This is a genomic window from Streptomyces sp. NRRL F-5755, assembly GCF_001279365.1.
GTDB lineage: Bacteria > Actinomycetota > Actinomycetes > Streptomycetales > Streptomycetaceae > Streptomyces > Streptomyces rimosus.
The window spans coordinates 20,398-45,907 of record NZ_LGCW01000286.1 but is presented as its reverse complement, the minus strand read 5'-3'; the positions used below and the strand labels follow the sequence as shown (position 1 = coordinate 45,907).

Annotated in this window: 2 protein-coding genes (1 of these 2 cut by a window edge); both read left to right on the top strand. The window is 74.2% G+C overall.

The genetic code is table 11. The features are described from left to right. Entirely contained in the window at nt 1-25,029 is a 25,029-nt protein-coding gene (locus ADK86_RS29520; RefSeq protein WP_078952346.1) for a non-ribosomal peptide synthase/polyketide synthase, read from the top strand. Continuing rightward, nucleotides 25,026-25,510, top strand: the 5' portion of a protein-coding gene (locus ADK86_RS29515; RefSeq protein ID WP_053699365.1) for an amino acid adenylation domain-containing protein. It continues 15,823 nt past the right edge of the window; 485 of the gene's 16,308 nt are visible here — the first part of the coding sequence; it begins with the start codon at nt 25,026-25,028; its stop codon lies off the right edge, out of view. The genes ADK86_RS29520 and ADK86_RS29515 overlap by 4 nt, the downstream gene beginning before the upstream one ends.

Sequence of the window (25,510 nt, the reverse complement as noted above, 5' to 3'; positions counted from 1 at the left end):
ATGTCTGCCCTGGGGACAACCCGACTTCCGTTGACCGCCGCGCAGCTGGGAATTTGGTATGCGCAGCATCTCGACCCGGCCAATCCGCTGTTCAGCATCGCCGAATACTTCGAGATCGACGGTGCCGTCGCGGCGGACGATCTCCAGGCGGCGCTGCGGCAGGTGGTCGGCGAGGCGGAGGCGCTGCGCGCCCGCTTCGAGGACGGCGGCGACGGCCCGGTGCAGACCGTCGAGCCGTCCGTGCCCGTCACCTTGCGGCGCATCGATCTGAGCGCCGAGGCCGATCCCCGGGCCGCGGCCCACACATGGCTGGAGGAGGAGGCCCGGCGGCCCCTCGACCCGGGCGCGGGACCGCTGTTCACCTTCGCGCTGCTCACGCTCGCGCCGGACCGGCACATCTGGCTCCACCGCTACCACCACCTCGTGATGGACGGCTTCACCGGATCGCTGGTCGCCCAGCGCGTGGCCGAGCTGTACACCGGCCGCGTCACCGGAAGCCCTGTTGGCGCAAGCCCCTTCGGCCCCCTCCGCGCGCTGGCAGACAGCGACCGGGAGTACCAGGACTCCAACCGTTACGAGGCCGACCGGCAGTACTGGACGCAGACGCTCGCCGACCGGCCCGAGCCGGTCACCCTCGCCGGCGCCCCGGCCACCGCGTCGACGGGCGTACGGCACTCCCGCGACCGGCTCCCGGCCGGCGAACTGGCCGAACTGAAGGCCGCGGCCCGGCAGCGGCGCACCCCGTGGCAGCCCGTCCTGGTCGCCGCCCTCGCCGTCCACCTGCACCGGATGACCGGGGCCACCGATGTGGTGCTCGGCCTGCCGGTCGCCGCGCGCAGCGGCCCCATCGTGCGCAGCACCCCCGGCATGATGTCGAACGAGGTGCCGCTGTGGCTCACGGTCCGCCCGGACACCCGGCTCTCGGAGCTGGTACGGCACACCGCCGACCAGATGCGCGGCGCGCTGCGGCACCAGCGCTACCGCTACGAAGATCTCCGCCGCGACCTCAACCTGCTCGGTGAGGGACGCCAGTTGACCGGCCCCACGGTCAACATCATGAACTTCGACTACGGGCTGAGCTTCGCCGGCGCGCCCGCCCGCACCCACAACCTGTCGATCGGCCCGATCGAGGACCTGGCGGTGGTGATCTGCGACCGGGGTGACGGCGCCGGGCTGGAGATCGACTTCCAGGGTGCCGACGAGCGGTACGGCGAGGCCGAACTCGCGGCGCACCGGGACCGGTACCGCTCCGTGCTCGCCGGTTTCGTCCGTGCCGCCGATACGGACGTGGTGGCGGGCCTGGACCTGCTGACCGTGGAGGAGCGGGGGCGCCTGGAGCAGTGGCAGTCGGGCGGGCCGCAGGCACCCGAGAGCGAGACCGAAGCCGAACCCGGGGCCGAGACCGGGCTTGAGCCCGCGCACCGGAACCTGGCCGCCGCCTTCGAGGCGCAGGCCGCCGCCACTCCGGACGCGACCGCCCTGGCCGGCCCCGACGGTGCGCTGACCTTCGCCGAACTGAACGCGCGCGCCAACCGCCTGGCGCGGTCCCTGGCCGCCGCCGGCGCCGGTCCCGACGACCTGGTCGCCCTGGCCCTGCCGCGCACCGCCGACCTCATGGTGGGCCTGCTGGCCGTACTCAAGGCCGGGGCCGGATACCTGCCCATCGATCTGGACTACCCGGCGGAGCGCGTCGCCCACATGCTGCGCGACGCCCGGCCCGTACTGGCCCTGGCCACCTCGGCCACCGCGGACACCCTGGGCGCGGATGCTCCCCGTACGCTCCTGCTCGACCGCCTCACCGAAGCCGAAGCCGAAGCCGCGCCCGGAACCGAAGCCGGGACCGCGGCCCCCGAGCACAACCTCACCGACGCCGACCGCACCGCCCCCCTCCTCCCCTCGCACACCGCCTACGTGATCTACACCTCCGGCTCGACCGGCACCCCCAAGGGCGTCGCCGTCGAACACCGCAGTGTGCTCAACCTGCTGGCGGCGCACCGGTCCGGGTTCTTCCGCGAGGCGGCGGGGCGCCGCTTCCGGGTCGCGCTGACCGCGTCGATCGGGTTCGACACCTCGTGGGACGAGCTGCTGTGGATGTGGGCGGGCCACGAGCTGCACCTCATCGACGACGACACCCGGCGCGACCCGGCCGCGCTGCACCGCTACGCCCGTACCCACCGGCTGGACCTGCTCGACGTCACGCCCGCGTTCGCCCAGCACCTGCTGGACGAGGGGCTGTTCGAGACGGCGCCGCCCGCCGTGCTCGTCGTCGGCGGCGAGGCCCTGCCCGAACCGCTGTGGTCCCGGCTGGCCGACGGCCCGACGGCGGTCTACAACTTCTACGGCCCGACCGAGGCCACGGTCGATGCCGCCTACGTCCGGCTCGCGGACGCCGCCTGGCCCACGGTCGGCCGCCCGGTGGCGGGCGTGCGCGCGTACGTACTGGACGGCGCGCTGCGACAGGTTCCCCCGGGCACCGCGGGAGAGCTCTATCTCGGCGGCGCCGGTCTGGCGCGCGGCTACCTGCGCCGGGCCGGGCTGACGGCGGGGCGGTTCGTCGCCGACCCGTACGGCGGTCCGGGCGCCCGTATGTACCGCACCGGGGACCTGGCGCGCTGGAACGGGCGGGGGCAGCTGGAGTTCCTGGGCCGGGCCGACGACCAGGTCAAGGTCCGTGGATTCCGTATCGAGCCGGGCGAGATCGAAGCCGTGCTGGGCGGCCACCCGGCGGTCGGGCAGGTCGCGGTGGTCCTCCGCGAGGACGCGCCGGGCGACCAGCGGCTGGCCGCCTATGTGGTGCCGGTGCCCGGCTCGCCCGTACCGGACGTTGCGGAGCTGCGCGCGGCCGCCGGGGAGCGGCTGCCGGACCACATGGTTCCGGCCGCTTTCGTCGTGCTGGACGCGCTGCCGCTGACCGCGAACGGCAAGGTGGACCGCAAGGCGCTGCCCGCCCCCGACTACGCGGCGGGCGCGGGCCGTTCGGGTCGTGGCCCCCGTAACGACGTGGAGCGGGCGCTGTGCGAGGTGTTCGCGGACGTGCTCGGGGTGCCCGGGGTGGGCATCGACGACAGTTTCTTCGACCTGGGCGGGCACTCGCTGTCCGCCACCCGGCTCATCGCCCGTATCCGCACCGCGCTGGGCGCGGAGCTGACCGTACGGTCGGTGTTCGAGGCCCCGACCGTCGCCCGGCTCGCGCCGCTCTGCGCGCAGACGGCCACCCGTACCGCCCACGCCGCGGTACCGGCCCCGCGTCCCGAGCGCATTCCGCTCTCGCTGGCGCAGCGCCGCCTGTGGTACCTCAACCGCCTCGACGGCGCCGACGCCACGTACAACATGCCGTGGGTGCTGCGGCTCGACGGCGAGCTGGACCAGGAGGCGCTGGGCCGCGCGATCGCCGATGTCGTGCGGCGGCACGAGATTCTGCGCACCGTCTTCCCCGAGGCATCCGACGGCGAGCCCTGCCAGCAGGTCACCGACCGTACGCCCGTCCTGGAGACCGTGGCGGCCACCGAGGACAAGCTGCCGGAGCTGCTGCGGGCCGCGACCGGGCGCGGCTTCGACCTGACCACCGAGACCCCGCTGCGCGCCTGGCTCGGTGTGCTCGGCCCGCGCCGGGCCGTGCTGGCCGTGGTGCTGCACCACATCGCCGCCGACGGCTGGTCCCTGGAGCCGCTGGCGGCCGACCTCGCCACCGCCTACGCCGCCCGCGTACAGGGTGAGCAGCCCGCGTTCACGCCGCTGCCGCTCCAGTACGCGGACAACACCCTCGCCCAGCTCGCCGCGCTCGGCACCGAGGACGACCCGGACAGCACCCTGGCCCGGCAGGCCCGCTACTGGGACGAGACGCTGCGGGCGCTGCCCGAAGAGGTGACACTGCCCGCCGACCGGCCGCGGCCCGCCCGCGCCTCGCACCGGGGCCGCAGTCTGCCCGTCGCGCTCGGCGCCGAGCTGCACGCCGCCCTCGCGGAGCTGGCCCGCAGCCGCGGGGCGAGTGTGTTCATGGTGGTCCAGGCGGCCCTGGCCGGGCTGATGTCCCGGCACGGGGCCGGGGACGACATCCCGATCGGCAGCCCCGTCGCGGGCCGTACGGACCAGGCGCTGGACGACGCCGTCGGCTTCTTCGTCAACACGCTGGTGCTGCGTACCGACACCGCGGGCGACCCGGCCTTCACCGAACTCCTGGACCGGGTGCGGCAGACCGACCTCGCCGCCTTCGCCCACCAGGAGCTGCCCTTCGAGCGCATGGTGGAACTCGCCGACCCGGTCCGCTCACCCGCCCGGCACCCGCTCTTCCAGGTCATGCTGTCCTGGGAGACGACCGGCGACACCGGCCTCGGCCTCACCGGGCTGGAGGTGAGCGCCCACCCGCTCGCCAACACCGTGGCCAAGTTCGACCTCACCGTCAGCCTCGCCGAGACGTACGGCCCGGACGGCGCCCCCGCGGGTCTGCACGGCGAGCTGGAGTACGCCACCGACCTGTACGACGAGTCCACGGCCCGCGCGCTGCTCGACCGCCTCGTGCGGATACTCACGCATGCCGCAGCGCAGCCCGACACACCCCTGAGCGGCCTCGATCTGCTCGGCACCGAGGAACGCGGGGTGCTGCTGGGCGACTGGCAGGGCACCGCGCACACCGCCCCCACCGGAACGCTGCCCGCGCTCTTCGAAGCCGCGGTGGCCCAGAACTCCGACGCGACCGCGGTGGTCTGCGCGGACACCCGGCTGACCTTCGGGGAGCTGAACGACCGCGCCAACCGGCTGGCCAGGCTGCTGGCCGAGCACGGCGCCGGGCCCGAACGGACCGTCGCGCTGAACCTGCCGCGCTCCGCCGACCTGATCGTGGGCCTGCTCGCGGTACTGAAGTCCGGCGCCGCCTATCTGCCGATCGACGCCGGACAGCCCGCGGAGCGCCTGGAGTTCCTGGTCCGCGACACCGCGCCGGTCGCCGTACTGGCCTGCGCCGCCACGGCCGGCGCGCTGGCGGGCACCGGTCTGCCGCACCTGGTGATCGACGCGCCGGAGACCGTACGCCGCCTCGCGGCCCTGGACGGCTCGGACCTCACCGACGCCGACCGCACCGCGCCCCTGGCACCGGCCCACCCCGCGTACGTCATCCACACCTCCGGCTCCACGGGCACGCCCAAGGGCGTGGTGATCGAGCACCGCAGCGTGGTGAACCTCTTCCATGCCCACCAGGCCGAGTTCTTCGGGCCGCTGGTGGCCCGCTCCGGACACGCGCGCCACCGGATCGCGCTGACGGCGGCCGTCGGTTTCGACAGCTCCTGGGACGAGCTGCTGTGGATGTGGGCGGGCCACGAACTGCACCTCATCGACGACGAGACGCGCCGCGACCCGCACGCGCTGCGCGACTACGCCACCGCCCACCGCATCGACCTGCTCGACCTCACCCCGTCCTTCGCCCAGCACGTCGCGGACACCGGCCTGTTCGACGGCCCGGGCCACCGCCCCGGCACGCTCGTCCTCGGCGGTGAGGCCCTGGGGGAGGCGCTGCGGCAGCGGCTGGCGGAGTGCGACGGCCTGGCCGTCTTCAACTTCTACGGGCCTACCGAGACCACCGTGGACGCCACCTTCGCCGAACTGGCGGCGGAGGGGCGGCTCACCATCGGCCGCCCGGTGGCCGGTGCGCGGGTGTACGTGCTGGACGCCGCGCTCAGCCTCGTACCCCGGGGCGTGCCGGGCGAGTTGTACGTCGCCGGGGCCGGACTCGCCCGCGGCTACCTGGGGCGTCCCGGGCTGACCGCGGGGCGGTTCGTCGCCGACCCGTTCGGCGGTCCGGGTGCGCGGATGTACCGCACGGGCGACCTGGTGCGCTGGACGGAGCGCGGGGAGCTGGAGTTCCTGGGCCGGGCCGACGACCAGGTGAAGGTGCGCGGCTTCCGCGTCGAACTGGGCGAGATCGAGGCGGCCGCCGCGGCCCACCCCGAGGTCGCCCAGGCCGCCGTACTGGCCCTGCCGTCCCCGTCCGGCACCTCGCTCGCCGCCTACTTCGTACCCCGCGAGCCCGGGGCGGCGACCGGCGAGGAGCTGCGTGCCTTCCTGCGCTCCCGGCTGCCCGACTACCTGGTGCCGGCCGCGTTCGTCGCGCTGGACGCGCTGCCGCTGACCGCGAACGGCAAGGTGGACCGCAAGGCGCTGCCGGAGCCGGATTACGGGGCGGTGCTCTCGGGGGTGCGCAAGCCGCCGCGCAATGCGGTGGAGCGGGCGCTGTGCGAGGTGTTCGCGGAGGTGCTGGGCGTACCCGAGGTGGGTATCGACGACAGCTTCTTCGACCTGGGCGGCGACAGCATCGTCTCCATCCAGCTGGTCAGCCGGGCGCGTAAGGCCGGGCTGGTCATCAGCCCGCGCGAGGTGTTCACGCACCGCACCGTAGAGGGGCTGGCGCCGGTCGCGCAGCCGGTGGCCGAGGTCCGCGCCGAGGACCCGGGCGCCGCGCTGGGCGAGGTCCCGCTCACCCCCATCGTGCTGGCCACCGACCAGGCCGGGCCCTGGGCGCGGTTCCACCAGTCCATGCTGGTGGAGATCCCCGCCCAGGCGGGCGAGGACCGGCTCGGCACCGCCCTCCAGGCCGTGCTGGACCATCACGACGTGCTGCGGTCGCGGCTGACGCACACCGCGGACGGTCCGTCCTGGACGGTCGGGGACCGCGGCACCGTACGGGCCGCCGACTGCCTGGAGCGGGTGGACATCACCGGCGTGCCGGGCGACGAGCTGACCGCCTTCATCGAGGCGCACACCACGGCCGCCCACGACTGGTTCTCCCTGGAGGACGGCAGGCTCGTCCGGGCCATCTGGTTCGACGCCGGGGACCGGGCCACCGGGCGGCTGCTGCTCGCGCTCCACCATCTCGTGGTGGACGCCGTGTCGTGGCGCATCCTGCTGCCCGACCTGGAGAGCGCGTGGGAGCAGGCGGGCACCGGCCGTCCGGTCGTCCTGGACCCGGTGGGTACGTCCTTCCGTACGTGGGCGCAGGGCCTGCGCCGGGCCGCGGCGGAACCGGAGCGTGTGGCGGCCGAACTCGACCTCTGGCAGCGGCAGACCGCACTGCCCGACCCGTTGCTCGGGGACCGGGCACTGGACCCGGCGGTGGACACCGCCGACACCGAGCGGGAGTGGCTGACCTCGCTGTCGGCGCGGTGGTCGGAGCCGTTGCTGACGACGGTTCCGGCGGCGTTCCGGGCCGGGGTCAATGACGTGCTGCTGACGGCGTTGGCGCTGGCCGTGGTGCGGTGGCGGGGTGCCGGTTCGGGTGTGGTGCTGGACCTGGAGGGCCATGGTCGTGAGGAGCAGGTGGTCGCGGGTGCGGACCTGTCCCGTACGGTCGGCTGGTTCACCAGCCTCTTCCCCGTCCGGCTGGACCTGGACGGTGTCGATGTCGAGGACGCCTTCCGGGGCGGTGCGGCGGCCGGGGTGGCGCTCAAGCGCGTCAAGGAGCAGCTGCGGGCGATCCCGGACCACGGCATCGGTTATGGCCTGCTGCGCCACCTGAACCCGGAAACCGAAGACGTCCTGTCCTCGGCCCCTGCCCCGCAGATCGGCTTCAACTACCTCGGACGCTTCGACGCTCCCTCCGCCCAGGACGGACCCCAGTTCTGGGTCACCGCGCCCGAGGCCACCCGCCTGGAAGGCAGCGGCGCCGACGACGCGATGCCGCTGCCGCACGCCGTCGAGATCACCGCGCTCACGGAGGACGACGCCGAGGGGCCGCGCCTGGTCGTCAACTGGAGCTGGGCCTCCCGGCTGCTGCCCGAGGCCGAGGTGCGCCGGCTGGGCGAGGACTGGTTCGACGCGCTCAAGGCGCTGGTCGCGCACGCCGAACAGCCGGGCGCCGGCGGCCTGACACCCTCCGACGTGCCCCTGGTCCAGCTGACCTCCGGGCAGCTGGACGCGATCACCGCCGAGGTGCCCGGCACCGTCGACGTGCTGCCGCTGTCCCCGCTCCAGGAGGGCATGTTCTTCCACTCCCTCTACGACGAGCAGGGCGTGGACATCTACCACACCCAGCTCGTGTTCGACCTGCACGGACGCCTGGACACCGGGCTGCTGCGGCGTGCCGCGCAGGGCCTGCTCGACCGGCACCCGAACCTGCGGGCGGGCTTCGTGCAGCGGGACCTGAAGCACCCCGTCTCGGTCGTCCTCGGCAAGGCCGAGATGCCCTGGCAGGACATCGACCTGTCCACCGTGCCGGACACCGAGGCCGAGGCGGCACGCGTCATCGAGGCGGACCGGCACCGGCGGTTCTCCATGGACGCGCCGCCGCTGATCCGCTTCACCGTCCTCAAGCTCGCCGCCGAGCACCACCGCCTGCTGCTCACCAGCCACCACATCCTGCTCGACGGCTGGTCCACCCCGCTCCTCGTCGGTGAGCTGTTCGCGCTGTACGGCAAGGGCGCCGACACCTCGGCGCTGCCGCGGGTCCGCCCGTTCTCCGACTACCTGGGCTGGCTGGCCGGGCAGGACGCCGAGGCCGCCGAAGCGGCGTGGCGTACGGCGCTGGCCGGGGCCGAACCCTGCCTCGTCGCGCCCGAGGCGGGCCCGCTGACGCCCGTACTGCCCGAGCACCACGTCACCCGCGCCTCGGCCGGGCTGACGGCGGCGGTGGCCGAGCAGGCCCGGCGGCTGGGGGTCACCCCCAACACGCTGGTGCAGGCCGCCTGGGCGGTGCTGCTGGGCCGGCTCACCCACCGTCAGGACGTGGTCTTCGGTACCACCGTCTCCGGACGCCCCGCCGAGATCGACGGGGTGGCGGACATGCTGGGGCTGTTCATCAACACCCTGCCGGTCCGGCTGCTCATCGACCCGGCCGAGCCGGTCGCGGCCCTGGTGCGCCGCCTCCAGGCGCAGAGCGCCGAGCTGATGCCGTACGAGCATCTGGGCCTGGCCCGGCTCCAGTCGCTGGCCGCGGCGGGCGCCACCACCGGCGGCCCGGCGCCCGACCTCTTCGACACCCTGCTGGTCTTCGAGAACTACCCGCTGGACGCCGCCGCGCTCGAAGAGGCGACCGGCGACCTCTCCTTGTCGTACGTCGACGGCGAGGACCCGGCGCACTACCCCATCAGCATCGCCGTACTGCCCGGCGACGAGCTGGAGTTCCGGGTCGACTACCGGCCCGACCTGTTCACCGCCGGGCAGCTGGACCTGGTCTTCCAGCGGCTGCTGCTGGTGCTGGAGGCGATGACGGCCGACGCCGAACGGCCGGTCGGCGCCATCGACGTCCTCACCGGCGAGGAGACCCGGCAGCTGGCGGACTGGACGCGCGCCGGGACACCGGCGGCCGCGGCCACCGTCGTGGAACTGTTCGAGGCCGCCGCGGCCGGTCACTCCGACGCCACGGCGCTGGTCGCGCCGGCCGGTTCCGGCGACGCCGACGGTACGGCGCGGCTCACCTACGCCGAGCTGAACGCCCGCGCCAACCGCCTGGCCCGGCTCCTGGCCCGGCACGGCGCCGGGCCCGAGACGGTGGTGGCGCTCGCCCTGCCGCGGACCGCGGACCTGATCGTCGGCCTGCTGGCCGTGCTCAAGAGCGGCGCGGCGTACCTGCCCGTGGACACCGACTACCCGGTGGACCGCATCGCCTACATGCTCCAGGACGCGCGGCCGGTGCTGGCCCTGGTCACCGGGGAGACGAGTGCCCTGGTGCCGGATGTGCCGCAGGTGGTGCTCGACGGGCCCGGCACGGCCGACGCGCTCCGTACGCTCGCGGACACCGACCCGGGCGACGCCGACCGGCTCCGCCCGCTGCGCCCCGAGCACCCCGCGTACGTCATCTACACCTCCGGCTCCACGGGCCGCCCCAAGGGCGTGGTCGTCGAGCACCGCAGCGTGGCCAACCTCCTGCACGCGCACCGCGGGGGCCTGCTCGCCGCGCCGGATGACGGCCCGTTCCGGCTGGCGCTGACCGCCTCCATCTCCTTCGACACCTCGTGGGACCAGCTGCTGGCGCTGCTCCTCGGCCACGAACTGCACCTGATCGACGACGAGGTACGGCGCGACCCGGCGGCCCTGACCGCCCATGTCGTCGCCGAGAAGATCGACTTCCTGGACCTGACACCGACCTTCGCGCAGCACGTCGTCAACAGCGGCCTGTTGCGCGACCCGCGGCACCGCCCGTCCGTGCTCAGCCTGGGCGGCGAGGCCCTGGGCGAGGCGCTGTGGGCGGAGCTGGCGGCCCTGCCCGACGTGACGGCGTACAACTGCTACGGCCCGACCGAGGCGACGGTCGACTCCGTGGTCACCGAACTGCGCGCGTCCGACTGGCCCTCGATCGGCCGGCCGGTCACCGGCACCCGCGCCTATGTGCTGGACGCCGCGCTGCGCCCGGTGCCGCCGGGGGTGACCGGCGAGCTGTACGTCGCGGGCGCGAGCCTGGCCCGCGGCTATCTGCGGCGCCCCGGCCTGAGCGCCCAGCGGTTCGTCGCCGACCCGTTCGGCGCGCCGGGGACCCGTATGTACCGCACGGGCGACCTGGCGCGCTGGACCGGACGCGGCCACCTGGAGTTCCTGGGCCGGGCCGACGACCAGGTGAAGATCCGCGGGTTCCGCATCGAGCCCGGCGAGATCGAATCCGTACTGGCGGGTCTGGACGCGGTGGCGCAGGCCGCGGTGACCGTCCGCGAGGAAGGCCCCGGGGACCGGCGGCTGGTGGCCTACCTGGTGCCCGCCGTGCCGGAACCGGACCTGGGCGCCGTACGCGCGGCGGTCGCGGACGTCCTGCCCGACTACATGGTCCCGGCGGCCTTCGTCACGCTGCCGGCCCTCCCGCTGACGGCGAACGGCAAGCTCGACCGCAGGGCGCTCCCGGCTCCCGACTACGGAGCGGTGCTCTCGGGCGTGCGCAAGCCGCCGCGCAATGCGGTGGAGCGGGCGCTGTGCGAGGTGTTCGCGGAGGTGCTGGGCGTACCCGAGGTGGGTATCGACGACAGTTTCTTCGACCTGGGCGGCGACAGCATCGTCTCGATTCAGCTGGTCAGCCGGGCGCGCAAGGCCGGGCTGGTGATCAGCCCGCGGGAGGTGTTCACCCACCGCACCGTCGAAGGGCTGGCCCCCGTGGCGCGGGCGGTGCCGGAGACCGGCGCCGAGGACCCCGGCGCGGCCCTGGGCGAAGTGCCGCTGACCCCCATCGTCGCCGGGACCCTGGCCGAGACGGGACAGGCGGCGCACACCTTCGCGCACTACTACCAGTCGATGGTCGTCGAGGTGCCCGCGCAGCTCGGCCACGACCGGCTGCTCACCGCCGTACAGGCGCTCCTGGACCGGCACGACGCGCTGCGGTCCCGCCTCGGCGACGACCGGGTGTGGGAGATCGTCCCGCGCGGCGCGGTCCGGGCCCGCGACTGCGTGGTCCGCGTCGAGGTCCCCGAGGACGATGCCGCGTCGCCGGCCTCCGTACTGGAGGAGCAGGGACGGGCCGCTCAGCAGTGGCTGTCCCCGGCCCACGGCCGCATCGCCCGGTTCGTGTGGTGCGACGCCGGGGCACGGCGCTCGGGCCGGCTCCTGGTGGCCGTCCACCACCTGGCCGTGGACGGGGTGTCGTGGCGCATTCTGCTGCCCGATCTGGAGAGTGCGTGGGAGCAGGCGGGGACCGGTCGTCCGGTGGTGCTGGACCCGGTGGGTACGTCCTTCCGTACATGGGCGCAGGGGTTGCGCCGGGCTGCCGCTGAGGCGGGCAGAGTGGAAGCAGAACTCCCCGTATGGCGAGCGCAGTTGGCGGATGCCGGAGCTCCGCTGGGTGCCAGGGCGCTGGACCCCGTACGGGACACCGTCGCCACTGCGCGGGAGCTGGAACTCTCGCTGTCGGCGCGGTGGTCGGAGCCGTTGCTGACGACGGTTCCGGCAGCGTTCCGCGCGGGAGTCAACGATGTCCTGCTGACGGCGTTGGCGCTGGCCGTGGTGCGGTGGCGGGGCGCCGGTTCGGGTCTCGTCCTGGACCTGGAGGGTCACGGGCGTGAGGAGCAGGTCGTCGCGGGTGCGGATCTGTCCCGTACGGTCGGCTGGTTCACCAGCCTGTTCCCCGTACGGCTGGACCTGGACGGTGTTGACGTCGAGGACGCATTCCGGGGCGGTGCGGCGGCCGGGGTGGCGCTCAAGCGCGTCAAGGAGCAGCTGCGGGCGATTCCGGACCACGGCATCGGCTACGGGCTGCTGCGACACCTGAATCCGGAAACCGAAGAGGCTCTGTCTGCGGCTGCTGCCCCGCAGATCGGCTTCAACTACCTCGGGCGCTTCGACGCTTCCGACGAGCAGAGCGCACCGCAGTACTGGGTCTCCGCCCCGGAGTCCACCGGCATCGGTGGCGGCGCCGACGACGCGATGCCGCTGCCGCACGCCCTCGAACTCAACGCGCACACCGAGGACCGCGCCGACGGCCCGGCCCTGGTGGCCGGCTGGGGCTGGGCGGCCGGGCTGCTGTCGGAGCAGGAGGTGCACCGCCTGGGCGAGGCGTTCTTCGAGGCGCTGCGCGCCCTGGTGACGCACGCCGAGCAGCCGGGCGCGGGCGGTCTGACGCCCTCCGACGTACCGCTGGCCGGGCTCGCCCAGCACCAGCTGGAGGCACTGCCCGCCGCCACCGCCGACGTGCTGCCGCTGTCGCCCCTCCAAGAGGGCCTGCTCTTCCACGCGCTCTACGAGAGTGAGGGCGTCGACCTCTACAACACCCAACTGGAACTCGACCTCGAAGGGGAACTGGACCGGGACCGGCTGCGCACCGCGGCCCGTACCGTGCTCGAACGGCACGCCAACCTGCGCGCCGCCTTCTGGCAGCGGGACCTCGACCGGCCGGTGCAGCTGATCCTCGACGGGCTCGACGTTCCCTGGCAGGAGACCGACCTCACCGGCCACCCGGACCCCGAGGCCGAGGCCCGTACCCTCACCGAGGCCGACCGGGCCCGGCGCTTCGACGTCACCGAGCCGCCCCTGCTGCGGTTCACCCTGCTCCACCTGGGCGAGAACCGGCACCGGTTGCTGTTCACCAGCCACCACATCCTGCTCGACGGCTGGTCGATGCCGCTGCTGTTCGGTGAGCTCTTCGACCTGTACGCGGCCGGGGCCGACACGCTGCCCGCGGTGCGCCCGTTCAAGGACTACCTGGCCTGGCTGGCCGGGCAGGACCGGGACGCGGCCGAGGACGCCTGGCGGCAGCGGCTGTCCGGCGTCGAACCGTGCCTGCTCGCCCCCGGGAACGAGCAGCCGCCCGCCGTGCCCGCCCAGCACGTGGTCTCCGCGGACACCGGGCTGACCGGCGCGCTGGAGGAGCTGGCCCGGCGCCTCGGCGTCACGGTCAACACCGTGGTCCAGGGCGCCTGGGCCGTGCTGCTCGGCTGGTACACCGGGCGCCGGGACGTGGTCTTCGGCTCCACGGTGTCCGGACGCCCGGCCGAACTGCCCGGCGTCGAGACGATGGTGGGTCTGTTCATCAACACCCTGCCGGTACGGGTGGACGTGGACCCGTCCCGCCCGGCCGGCGACCTGTTGCGGCAGCTCCAGGAGCAGCACACCGCCCTCATGCCGTACCAGCACATCGGGCTGCCCCGGCTCCAGTCCCTGGCGGGCGCGGGCGAGCTGTTCGACACGCTCATGGTCTTCGAGAACTACCCGCTGGACGGGGCGGCGCTCCAGGAGGCCGTACCGGGCCTCGCGGTGTCCGCGGTGGGCGGTGAGGACGCCGCCCACTACCCGGTCAGCATCGCGGTGATCCCCGGCGCGGAGCTGGAGTTCCGGGTGGACTTCCAGCCGCACGTACTCGACCGGCAGGCCGTCGGCACCATGATGGCGCGCCTGCTGCGGGTGCTGCGGGCCCTGACCGACGCACCGGACACCCCTCTGGCCGCGCTCGGAATGCTCACCGACGACGAGCGCCGCACCTTGCTGACCGGGCGCAACGCCACCGCACTGCCGGTGCCGGAGGCGACCTGGCCCGAGCTGTTCGAGGCCCGCGTCGCCGAGTCCCCGGACGCCACGGCCCTCGTCGTCACCGGGGAGGAGCTGACCTACGGGGAGCTGAACTCCCGGGCCAACCGGCTCGCCCGGCTGCTCGTCGGCCGGGGCGCCGGGCCGGGCCGCCACATCGCGCTCGCCCTTCCGCGCGGCAGCGAACTGGCCGTCGCCGTGCTCGCGGTCCTCAAGGCGGGCGCCGCCTATGTGCCCGTCGACCCCGACTACCCGGCCGAGCGCATCGGCTACCTGCTCCGGGACAGCGGACCGCACCTGGTCCTGACCGCCTCCGCGACGGCCGCCGCGCTCGACGCCGCGGACCAGGCCCTCGGCGGCGTGCCGCGTCTGGTGCTGGACGCACCGGAGGTGACCGGAGCGCTCGCCGGCCTCGCCGGTACGGATCTGACCGACGCCGACCGGAGCGCGCCCGCCCGGCCCGCCGACCCGGCCTACGTCATCTACACCTCCGGCTCCACGGGCCGCCCCAAGGGCGTCGTCGTGCCGCACACCGGTATCGCGAGCCTGGCGGCCACCCACGCCGAACGGCTGGCCGCGGGACCCGGCAGCCGGGTGCTCCAGTTCGCCTCGGCGAGCTTCGACGCCTCGGTGTGGGAGACCTGCATGGGGCTGCTGACCGGGGCCACGCTGGTCATGGCCGACGCGGAGCAGCGCGCCCCGGGTGAGCCGCTGGAGCGGCTGCTGACCGGGCAGCGGATCACCCACGCCACCCTGCCGCCGGCCGTACTGGCCCAGCTGCGCCCCGAACAGGTCCCGGCGGGCACGACCCTGGTCGTCGCCGGTGAGTCCTCGGCGCCGGACCTGGTCGCCCGCTGGTCGCGGCAGCACACGCTGATCAACGCCTACGGGCCGACGGAGACCACGGTCTGCGCCACGATGAGCGGGCCGCTGTCGGACGGCGGCCGGGTGCCGATCGGCGGCCCGGTGGCCAACACCCGGGTGTACGTCCTGGACGACGCGCTGCGGCTGGTGCCCGACGGCACGGTGGGCGAGCTGTACGTGGGCGGCGCCGGGGTGGCCAGCGGCTACCTCGGCCGCCCCGGCCTGACCGCGCAGCGCTTCGTGGCCGACCCCTTCGGCCCGCCCGGCGCGCGGCTGTACCGCACCGGTGACCTGGTCAGCTGGAATGGACAGGGCGAGCTGGAGTTCATCGGCCGGGCGGACGGCCAGGTCAAGATCCGCGGCTTCCGCGTCGAACCCGGCGAGATCGAGGCGGTGCTCGGCGAGCACCCCGAGGTCGACCGGGTGGCCGTGGTGGTACGCGAGGACGCTCCCGGCGACAAGCGGCTGGTGGCCTACGTGGTGCCGGTCCCCGGCAGCACCGTCGCATCCGCCGAACTGCGGGAGTCCACCGCGGCCCGGCTGCCGCGCCACATGGTGCCCGCCGCGTTCGTCACGCTCCCCGAGCTGCCCCTGACGGTCAACGGCAAGCTCGACCGCGCCGCGCTGCCCGCCCCGGACTTCGCCGCCGAGGCGGGCCGCTCGGGACGCGGGCCGCGCAACGACGTGGAGCGGGCACTGTGCGCGGTGTTCGCGGAGGTACTGGGCGTACCCGAGGTCGGCATCGACGACAGCTTCTTCGACCTCGGCGGCGACAGCATCGTCTCCATCCAGCTGGTCAGCCGCGCCCGCAAGGCCGGGCTGGTGATCAGCCCGCGCGAGGTGTTCACCCACAAGACCGTCGAGGCACTGGCGGCCGTAGCGACGAGCGAGGAGCAGCAGACGGTGAGCGAGGAGCCGAGCGCCGGCATCGGGGGCGTTCCCGCGACCCCGATCGTGCAGGCGTTCACCGGGGCCGCGTGGTTCCCGCAGTTCAGCCAGTCGATGGTGGTGAGCGTGCCGCCGGAGCTGGGCACGGACCGGCTCACCGGGGCCGTGCAGGCGGTGCTCGACCACCACGACGTGCTGCGCTCGAAGCTGGTGACGGTGGCCGGCATCCCGCTGTGGGAGGTGGCCCCGCGCGGCAGCGTCCGGGCCGAGGACTGCGTCACCCGTGTCGATGTGTCCGGCGCGGACCCCGCCGGCCTGTCCCGGCTGCTGGACGAGCACACCGAGGCCGCCCAGCAGCAGCTCTCCCTCGGACAGGGCTCGCTGGTGCGCGCGGTGTGGTTCGACGCCGGAGACCGGGCCGCCGGCCGTCTGCTGGTGGTGATCCACCACCTGGCGGTGGACGGCGTGTCCTGGCGCATCCTCCTTCCGGACCTGGCGTCCGCCTGGGAACAGACCGCGACCGGCGGCCCGGTCACGCTGGAGCCGGTCGGTACGTCCTTCCGCACCTGGGCCCAGCAACTCCAGCTGGCCGCCTCGGACATCGGGCGCATCGGCGCGGAGCTGCCGATGTGGCAGCGGCAGCTGACCGGCGTACGGCCGCTGCACCAGGGCCCGGTGCCCGACGGCACGCCCGCCGTCGAGACCAGCCACGTACTGCCCGCCGACTGGACCGAGCCGCTGCTCACCGACGTACCGGCGGCCCTGAACGCCTCGGTCAACGACGTGCTGCTCACCGCCCTCGCCCTGGCGCTCGCCGCCTGGCGGCAGGACGGCGGGGCCCTGCTGGTCGACCTGGAGGGCCACGGCCGCGAGGAGCAGGTCGGTGACGGCGCCGAACTGTCCCGTACGGTCGGCTGGTTCACCAGCCTCTTCCCGCTCCGCCTCGACCTGGACGGCATCGACGTCACCGAGGCCCTGACGGCGGGCCCGGCGGCCGGCGCCGCGCTGCGTACGGTCAAGGAGCAGCTGCGGCAGATCCCCGACAACGGCATCGGCTACGGGCTGCTGCGCCACCTGAACCCGCAGACCTCACCGGTCCTCGCCGCCCTGCCCCAGGCCCAGATCGGCTTCAACTACCTGGGCCGGTTCGCCGTGGAGAGCGGCGATCCGGGCGCCGCGGCGGACACGTACTGGATGCCGGTCTCCGAGGAGGACGCCGCGGCGGACCGGAGCGACGGCGACGCCACGGCCACCGCGGCCCGGCTCACGCTCGCGCACCTCGTCGAGATCAACGCGCAGGCCGAGGAGCGCCCCGACGGCACCCGCCTGGTGGCCTCCTGGGCGTGGGCGAAGGACGTGCTGGCCGAGGACGACGTACGGCGGCTGGCCGACGGCTGGTTCGCCGCGCTGCGCGCCCTGGTCGAGCACGCACGGGGCGGGGCCTCCGCGGGCCTGACCCCCTCGGACGTCCCGCTGGCCGGGCTGTCCCAGGGCCGGCTGGACGCCCTCGCCGAAGCCCGTCCGGGCACCGTGGACGTGCTGCCGCTGTCCCCCCTCCAGGAGGGCCTGCTGTTCCACGCGTCGTACGACGAGGACGGCGTGGACGTCTACAACACCCAGGTGGTCTTCGACCTGCGGGGCCCGCTGGACGCCGCGGCCCTGAAGGACGCCGCACGGGCGCTGCTCGGCCGGCACCCCAACCTGCGCGCCGCGTTCTGGCAGCAGGGCCTGGACGCACCGGTCCAGTTCGTGCCCGCCGAGGCACCGCTTCCGTGGCAGGACGCGGACCTGAGCACCCTCCCCGAGGAGGAGCGCGCCACGGCGGCGGACCAGCTGGCCGAGGCCGACCGGACGACCCGCTTCGACATGAGCACGCCGCCCCTGGTGCGCTTCACCCTCGCCCGGCTGGCCGCCGACCACCACCGGTTCATGCTCACCAACCACCACATCCTGGTGGACGGATGGTCGATGCCGCTCGTGGTCGAGGAGCTGTTCGCCCTCTACCGCTCCGGGGCCGACGCCTCCGCGCTGCCGCCGGTCGCGCCGTTCTCGGACTACCTCGCCTGGCTGGCCGGGCAGGACCGCGCGGTCGCGGAGAAGGTCTGGGGCGAGGCCCTGGCCGGTGCCGAGCCGGTCCGGCTCGCACCGTCCACGGCGGAGCACGCCCAGGCCGCCCCGAGCAGCCTCTCGCACATCGCGTCCGAGGAGCTGACCGTACGGCTGGGGCAGCTGGCGCGGCGGCTGGGGATCACCGTCAACACCGTGGTCCAGGGCGCCTGGTCGCTGCTGCTGGCCCGGCTGACCGGCCGGGACGACATCGTCTTCGGCACCACCGTCTCCGGCCGCCCGGCCGACATCCCCGGCATCGAGACCATGGTCGGCCTGTTCATCAACACCCTGCCGGTACGGGTGCGCCTGGACCCGGCCGAGTCGGTCGCCGCCCTGCTGACCCGCGTGCAGCGCGAACAGTCCGACCTGATGAACCACCAGTACCTCGGACTGGCCGACCTCCAGTCGCTGGTCGGCGGCGCGGAACTCTTCGACACCCTGCTGGTGTTCGAGAACTACCCGCTCGACGGCGACGGCGTACTGGAGCCCGGCGCCGACGACGGCCTGACCGTGGCCGGCATCGACATCAGCGACGCCGCCCACTACCCGGTCACCATCGCGGCCCTCCCCGGCGAGCGGCTGGAGTTCCGTACCGACTACCGGGCGGACCTGTTCACCGAGGAGGAGGCCGGGCGGCTGGTCCGGCGCCTGGTGTCCGTACTGGAGACGCTGACCGCCGACCCGGACGCCACGGTCGGCACGCTGGACACGCTGCTGCCCGGTGAGCGGGAAGAGCTGCTGGCCGCGCCCGGCCAAGGCCCGGAGCTGCCCGGAACCGACACCCGCACCCCGGCCCGGCTCTTTGCGGAATGGGCGGCGGAAACCCCCGACGCCACCGCGGTGACCTGCGAAGACGTCTCGCTCACCTACGCGGAGCTGAACGCGCGGGCCAACCGGCTGGCGCGGCTGCTGCTCGCCCGCGGCGCCGGCCCCGAGACCTTCGTGGCGGTCGCCCTGCCGCGCTCGGCGGACCTCGTCGTCGCCCTGCTCGCGGTGGCCAAGACCGGGGCCGCGTATGTGCCCATCGACCCGGACTACCCGGCCGACCGCATTGCGTTCATGCTCGGTGAGACCCGTCCGGTGCTGGCGCTGACCGTACGGGACACCGCGGGCGTGGTGGACGGGACTCCGGCGTACGTTCTCGACGACGACGGGACGGCCGCCGAACTGGCCACGCTGGACGGGCACGACCTCGACCCGGCGGAGCGCCGCGACGGGCCGGGCGCCGCCGACCACCCCGCGTATGTGATCTACACGTCCGGCTCGACGGGCCGCCCCAAGGGCGTGATGGTCCCGCACCGCAACGTCGTCCGGCTGTTCACGCACACGGCCCACTGGTTCGGCTTCGACGCGCGGGACGTGTGGACGCTCTTCCACTCCTACGCCTTCGACTTCTCCGTATGGGAACTGTGGGGCCCGCTGCTCAGCGGCGGCCGTCTCGTGGTCGTCCCGCGCGAGGTGAGCCGCGCCCCGCGCGAGTTCCTGGAGCTCCTGGTACGGGAGCGCGTCACCGTCCTCAACCAGACCCCGTCGGCCTTCTACCAGCTGGTACAGGCCGACCGGGAGCACCCCGCGCTCGGGGACCGGCTGGCGCTGCGCCAGGTCGTCTTCGGCGGTGAGGCGCTCGACCTGCGGCGCCTGGCGGGCTGGTACGAGCGGCACGCCGACGACGCCCCGCGCCTGGTGAACATGTACGGCATCACCGAGACCACCGTGCACGTCACCTACCGGTCCCTGGACCGCGGCGCCGTCGCCGACGCCACCGCCAGCCTCATCGGCGAGCCCATCCCCGACCTGCGCGCCTACGTCCTGGACAGCCACCTCAGGCTGGCACCGCCCGGTGTGGCCGGAGAGCTGTACGTCGCCGGGGCGGGCCTGGCCCGCGGCTACCTGGGCCGCCCGGACCTGACCGCGCAGCGCTTCGTCGCCGACCCGTACGGCGCGCCGGGCACCCGCATGTACCGCACCGGTGACGTGGTCCGCCGCAACGCCGACGGCGAGCTGGAGTACGTCGGCCGCGCCGACGACCAGGTCAAGATCCGCGGCTTCCGCATCGAACTCGGCGAGATCGAATCCGCGCTGGAGGCACACCCCGGCGTCGCCCGGGCCGCCGTGCTCGCGCGGGAGGACGCGCCCGGCGACAAGCGGCTGGTGGGCTACGTCGTGCCGCAGGGCGACGACGACCTCGACACCGCCGGGCTGCGGGAGTTCACCGCCACCCTCCTGCCCGACTACATGGTGCCCGCGGCCCTGATCACCCTCCCCGGGCTGCCGCTGACCGTGAACGGCAAGCTGGACGCCAAGGCCCTGCCCGCACCCGACTACGCCGCCGGGACGGGCGCCGCCCGCCGCGCCCCGCGCACCGCCACGGAGCGCACCCTGTGCCAGGCGTTCGCCGAGGTGCTGGGCATCGAAGAGGTCGGCATCGACGACAACTTCTTCGACCTCGGCGGCCACTCGCTGCTCGCCACCCGGCTGGCGGCCAGGGTCCGGGCGGCGCTGGAAGTGGACCTGTCCGTACGGGCGGTCTTCGAGGCGCCCACCGTGGCCGGGCTCGCCGAACGCTGCGGCGCCGCCACCGGCACGCACGAACCGCTGCTCCCCGTGCCCCGGCCCGAGCGGATACCCCTGTCCTTCGCGCAGCGCAGGCTGTGGTTCCTGCACCGCATCGAGGGGCCCGGCGCCACGTACAACCTGACGCTCGCGCTGCGGCTGACCGGACGGCTGGACCAGCAGGCGCTGCGGGCCGCGCTTCAGGACGTGGTGGCCCACCACGAGAGCCTGCGCACCGTCTTCCCGGACGACGACGGAAACCCGTACCAGCGCGTTCTCACGCCCGAACAGGCCCAGGTCGAGGTGGAGTTCCTGGACGTCGAGGAGAGCGAGGCGGAGCGGTACGCCGAGGAGGCGGCCGGCCACGCCTTCGACCTCACCACCGACCTTCCCGTACGGGCCCGGGTGCTGACCACCGGCCCCGACACCAGCGTGCTCGTCCTGGTCCTGCACCACATCTCCGCCGACGGCTGGTCGCTGACGCCGCTGGCCGACGGCCTCGCCACGGCCTACACCGCGCGGGCCGCGGGCGGCCGGCCGGAATTCCGGCCGCTGCCCGTCCAGTACGCCGACTACACCCTGTGGCAGCAGCGGACCCTCGGCAGCGAGGACGACCCGGACAGCCCGATCGCCCAGCAGGTCGCCTATTGGCGCGAGGCGCTGGCCGGGCTGCCGGAAGAGCTGGCGCTGCCTTTCGACCGGCAGCGGCCCGCGGTGCTCAGCCACCGTGGCGCCACCGTCCCGGTCCGCATCCGCCCCGAGCTGCACGGCGCCCTCCGCGAGCTGGCGCGGGCCAACGGCGCCTCGGTGTTCATGGTGCTGCGGGCCGCACTGGCCACCGTCCTTTCGAGGCTCGGTGCCGGTACGGACGTGCCCATCGGCACACCGGTGGCCGGACGCACCGACCAGGCGCTGGACGACGCCGTGGGCTTCTTCGTCAACACCCTGGTGCTGCGGACCGACCTGTCCGGCGACCCCACCTTCACCGATCTGCTGGCCCGGGTACGGGAGGGCGACCTCGCCGCGCACGGTCACCAGGATGTGCCGTTCGAGCGGCTGGTGGAGGTGCTGCAACCGGCCCGGTCCATGGCCCGGCACCCGCTGTTCCAGGTCATGCTGTCGATGGACAACAACAGCGCGGCCGACCTGGACCTGCCCGGCCTGACTGCCGAACCGGTGGAACTCGGCTCCCGAACCGCCAAGTTCGACCTGACCCTGCACGTCATGGAGACCCAGGACGGGACCGGCCCGGCCGGTATCGAAGGCGAGCTGGAATACAGCACCGACCTCTTCGACCGCGCCACGGTCCAGGGCATGCTGGACCGTCTTGAGCGGGTGCTCGCCGCCGTCACCGAGGCGCCGGACCGGCCCCTGTCGGCGATCGACGTGCTCGGCGACGCCGAACGCGAACGGCTCCTGGCCGACGGCACCGGCACCGCCCTGCCCGAACCCGCCGATCGGCGGCCCACCGTCCCCGAGCTGTTCGCGGCCCGGGTGGCGGTGGCACCCGACGCCATCGCGGTCTCCACGCAGGAAGCCGAGCTGACCTACGCGGAGCTGGACGGACGGTCCAACCGCCTCGCGCGGCTGCTCATCGGGCGCGGAGCCGGGCCGGAGACCTTCGTGGCCCTCGCGCTGCGGCCCGGCACGGACCTGGTGGTCGCCGCGCTCGCGGTGCTCAAGACCGGTGCCGCGTACGTGCCGGTCGACACCACCTACCCGGCCGAGCGCATCGCGTACATGCTCGCCGACTCCGCGGCGGTGCTCGCCGTGACCGACGACGGCACCCTGCCGGCGGCGGCCGACGCGCCCCCGGCGGTCCGGCCGGCGGAAGCGGACGGCCTGGACGGCACGGCCCTGGACCGGCCGGCGCCCCACCCGGCGCACCCCGCGTACACCATCTACACCTCGGGCTCGACCGGCCGCCCCAAGGGCGTCGTCATCGAGCACCACTCGCTCGCCGCCTACGTGCGCTGGGCCACCGAGGCGTACCCCTCGCTCGCCGGGACGGCCCTGCTGCACTCCTCGGTGTCCTTCGACCTCACCGTCACCAGCCTGTTCGGTCCGCTGATCAGCGGGGGCAGGGTGCACGTCGGACCGCTGGACGACGCCGACGGCATCACCGGGCGTCCCGCCGCGGCCTTCGTCAAGGCGACCCCCGCCCACCTGCCGCTGCTCACCGTGCTGCCCCGCCCGTTCTCGCCGACCGGCGAACTGGTCGTCGGCGGCGAGCAGTTGGTCGGCGAGGTACTGGACCAGTGGCGCACGGCCCACCCCGGTGCCGCCGTCGTCAACGAGTACGGCCCGACGGAGGCCACCGTCGGCTGTGTCGTGCACCGCGTCGAACCCGACGAGGAGATCACCCCCGGGGCGCTGCCGATCGGCCGCCCGATCCCCGGCGCCGGTGTCCGGGTGCTGGACGAGCGGCTGCGCCTGGTGCCGGAAGGCGTCCTGGGCGAGCTGTACCTCACCGGCGCCGGGCTGGCCCGCGGCTACCTGGGCCGCCCCGGCCTGACCGCGCAGCGCTTCGTCGCCGACCCGTACGGCGCCCCCGGCGCCCGCATGTACCGCACCGGTGACCTGGTCCGCTGGCACGGCGGGCGGCTGGAGTACGCCGGCCGCGTCGACGACCAGGTGAAGGTGCGCGGCTTCCGTATCGAACTCGGCGAGATCGAGGCGGTGCTCAGCGGCCACCCCCAGGTGACCCACGCGGCCGTCGTGGTGCGCGAGGACGGCCCGGGGGACCGGCGGCTGGTCGGTTACGCGGGCGGCGAGTGCGAGGCCGCCGAACTGCGCGCGTACCTGGCGGAGCGGCTGCCGGACTACATGGTGCCCCCGGTGGTCACGGTCCTGCCGGAGCTGCCGCTGACCCCGAACGGCAAGGTCGACCGCAGGGCCCTGCCCGCGCCGGAACCCGCCGGGGCCGCCACCGCCTCCGGCGAACCGCCGCGTACCCGGGCCGAGCGGGTGCTGTGCGACCTCTTCGCCGAGGTGCTCAAGCTCCCCGAGGTCGGGGCCGACGACGGCTTCTTCGACCTGGGCGGCGACAGCATCGTCTCGATCCAGCTGGTCAGCCGCGCCCGCAAGGCCGGTATCGGCATCTCGCCGCGCGATGTGTTCACCCACAAGACGCCGCGGGAACTGGCCCGCGCCGCCAGGACCGAGCGCACCGCGACGGCCGAGGACCCCGCCGCCGCGATCGGCGAGATACCGCTGACGCCCATCGTCACGGGGATGCTCGCGGACGGCGGCCCGCACGCGCAGTTCCACCAGTCGATGCTGATGAGCGTGCCCGCCGGTCTCGGCGCGGCACGGCTGGCCCGCGCGCTGGACGCGGTGCTCGACCACCACGCCGTACTGCGGTCCCGGCTGACGGCGGACGGACAGTGGACCGTCCTCGACCGCGGCGCGGTACGGGCCGACGCGTGCCTGTCGCGCGTGGACGTGACCGGGCTGGACACGGCGGCACTGACCGCCGTGGTCGAGCGGGAGAATTCGGCGGCACAGCACCGGCTCTCGCCCGCCGACGGCCGCGTGCTCCAGGCCGTCTGGTTCGACGCCGGACCCGACCGGCCCGGACGGCTGCTCGTCCTCGCCCACCACCTCGTGGTCGACGGCGTCTCCTGGCGCATCCTGCTGCCCGACCTGCACAGCGCCTGGGAACAGGCCGGGGAGACCGGTGACGGCACGGTCACGCTGGAGCCGGTGGGCACCTCGTTCCGTACCTGGGCGACCAAGCTGCGGGACGCCGCCGCCGACCCGCGGCGCGTGGAGACCGAACTGCCGCTGTGGCAGCAGTACGCACAAGGCGCCGAGCCGCTGGCCGCCCGCCCGCTGGACGCGGCGGTGGACACCGCCGCCACGGGCCGGGACCTCACCCTGTCCCTGCCCACCCGCTGGACGGAGGCCCTGCTGACGGTGGTGCCCTCGGTCTTCAACGCGGGCGTCAACGACGCGCTGCTGACCGCCCTGGCCCTGGCCGTCGCCGACTGGCGCGGCACCGGCGGGGTGGCGGTCGAGCTGGAGGGCCACGGCCGCGAGGAGCACATCGTCGACGGCGCCGACCTCTCGCGCACCGTCGGCTGGTTCACCAGCCTCTTCCCCGTGCCCCTCACCCTGGACGGCATCGACATCGCGGACGCGCTGGCCGGCGGCCCGGCCGCGGGCACCGCGCTCAAGCAGGTCAAGGAACTGCTGCGGGCGATCCCGGACCACGGAGTCGGCTACGGCCTGCTGCGCCACCTCAACCCCGCGACCGGGGAGGAGCTGGCCGCGCAGGCCCGGCCGGAGATCGGCCTCAACTACCTCGGCCGGTTCGCCGCCGGGAACGGTGACGAGGACGGGGCCGGGACCGAACGGCCCGAGGACGCGTACTGGATCGGCGAGCCCGGCGGCGGCAGCGAGCCGGACATGCCGCTGGCCCACGTGATCGACATCAACGCCATGACCGAGGACCGGCCCGAAGGCCCCGTCCTGGTCGCCACCTGGACCTGGGCCGCCGAGCTGCTGCCCGAGGCGGAGGTCCGGCGGCTCGCCGACGGCTGGCTCGCGGCCCTGCGCGCCCTCCTCGGCCACGCCGAGCGCCCCGACGCGGGCGGCCTCACCCCGTCCGACGTCTCGCTCGTCGAGGTGGACCAGGACGACATCGATGAGTTCGAAAGCGACATGGAAGACGACTGGGGGACCGCGGAGTGAAGCAGCAGTCGAAGATCGAGGACCTCCTTCCGCTGTCACCCCTGCAAGAAGGGCTGCTCTTCCACGCCCTGTACGACGAGCGGGAAGCGGACCTGTACGCGGTCCAGCTGACGCTCGACTTCCACGGCGAACTGGACGCCGGGCGGCTCCGCAGGTCGGTCGAGGCCGTCGTACGGCGCCACCCGGCGCTGCGCGCCGCCTTCCGCCAGCGCAAGAACGGCGAATCCGTACAGCTCATCGCCCGCGCCGTCCAGGTGCCGTGGCACGAGGCCGACCTCTCGGGCCGCCCGGCGGCACAGGCGGAGGCCGAGGCCGCGCGGCTGGCCGAGGCGGACCGCACGCGCCGGTTCGACATGACCCGGCCGCCGCTGCTGCGCTTCACGCTCCTCAAGCTCGCGGACGGGCTGCACCGGCTGGTCTTCACCCACCACCACATCCTGCTCGACGGCTGGTCGATGCCGCTGGTCTTCGGCGAGGTCTT

Coding starts and splice junctions, on each gene's coding strand:
- ADK86_RS29520 (WP_078952346.1), top strand. CDS start 1: ATGTCTGCCCTGGGGACAACCCGACTTCCGTTGACCGCCGCGCAGCTG.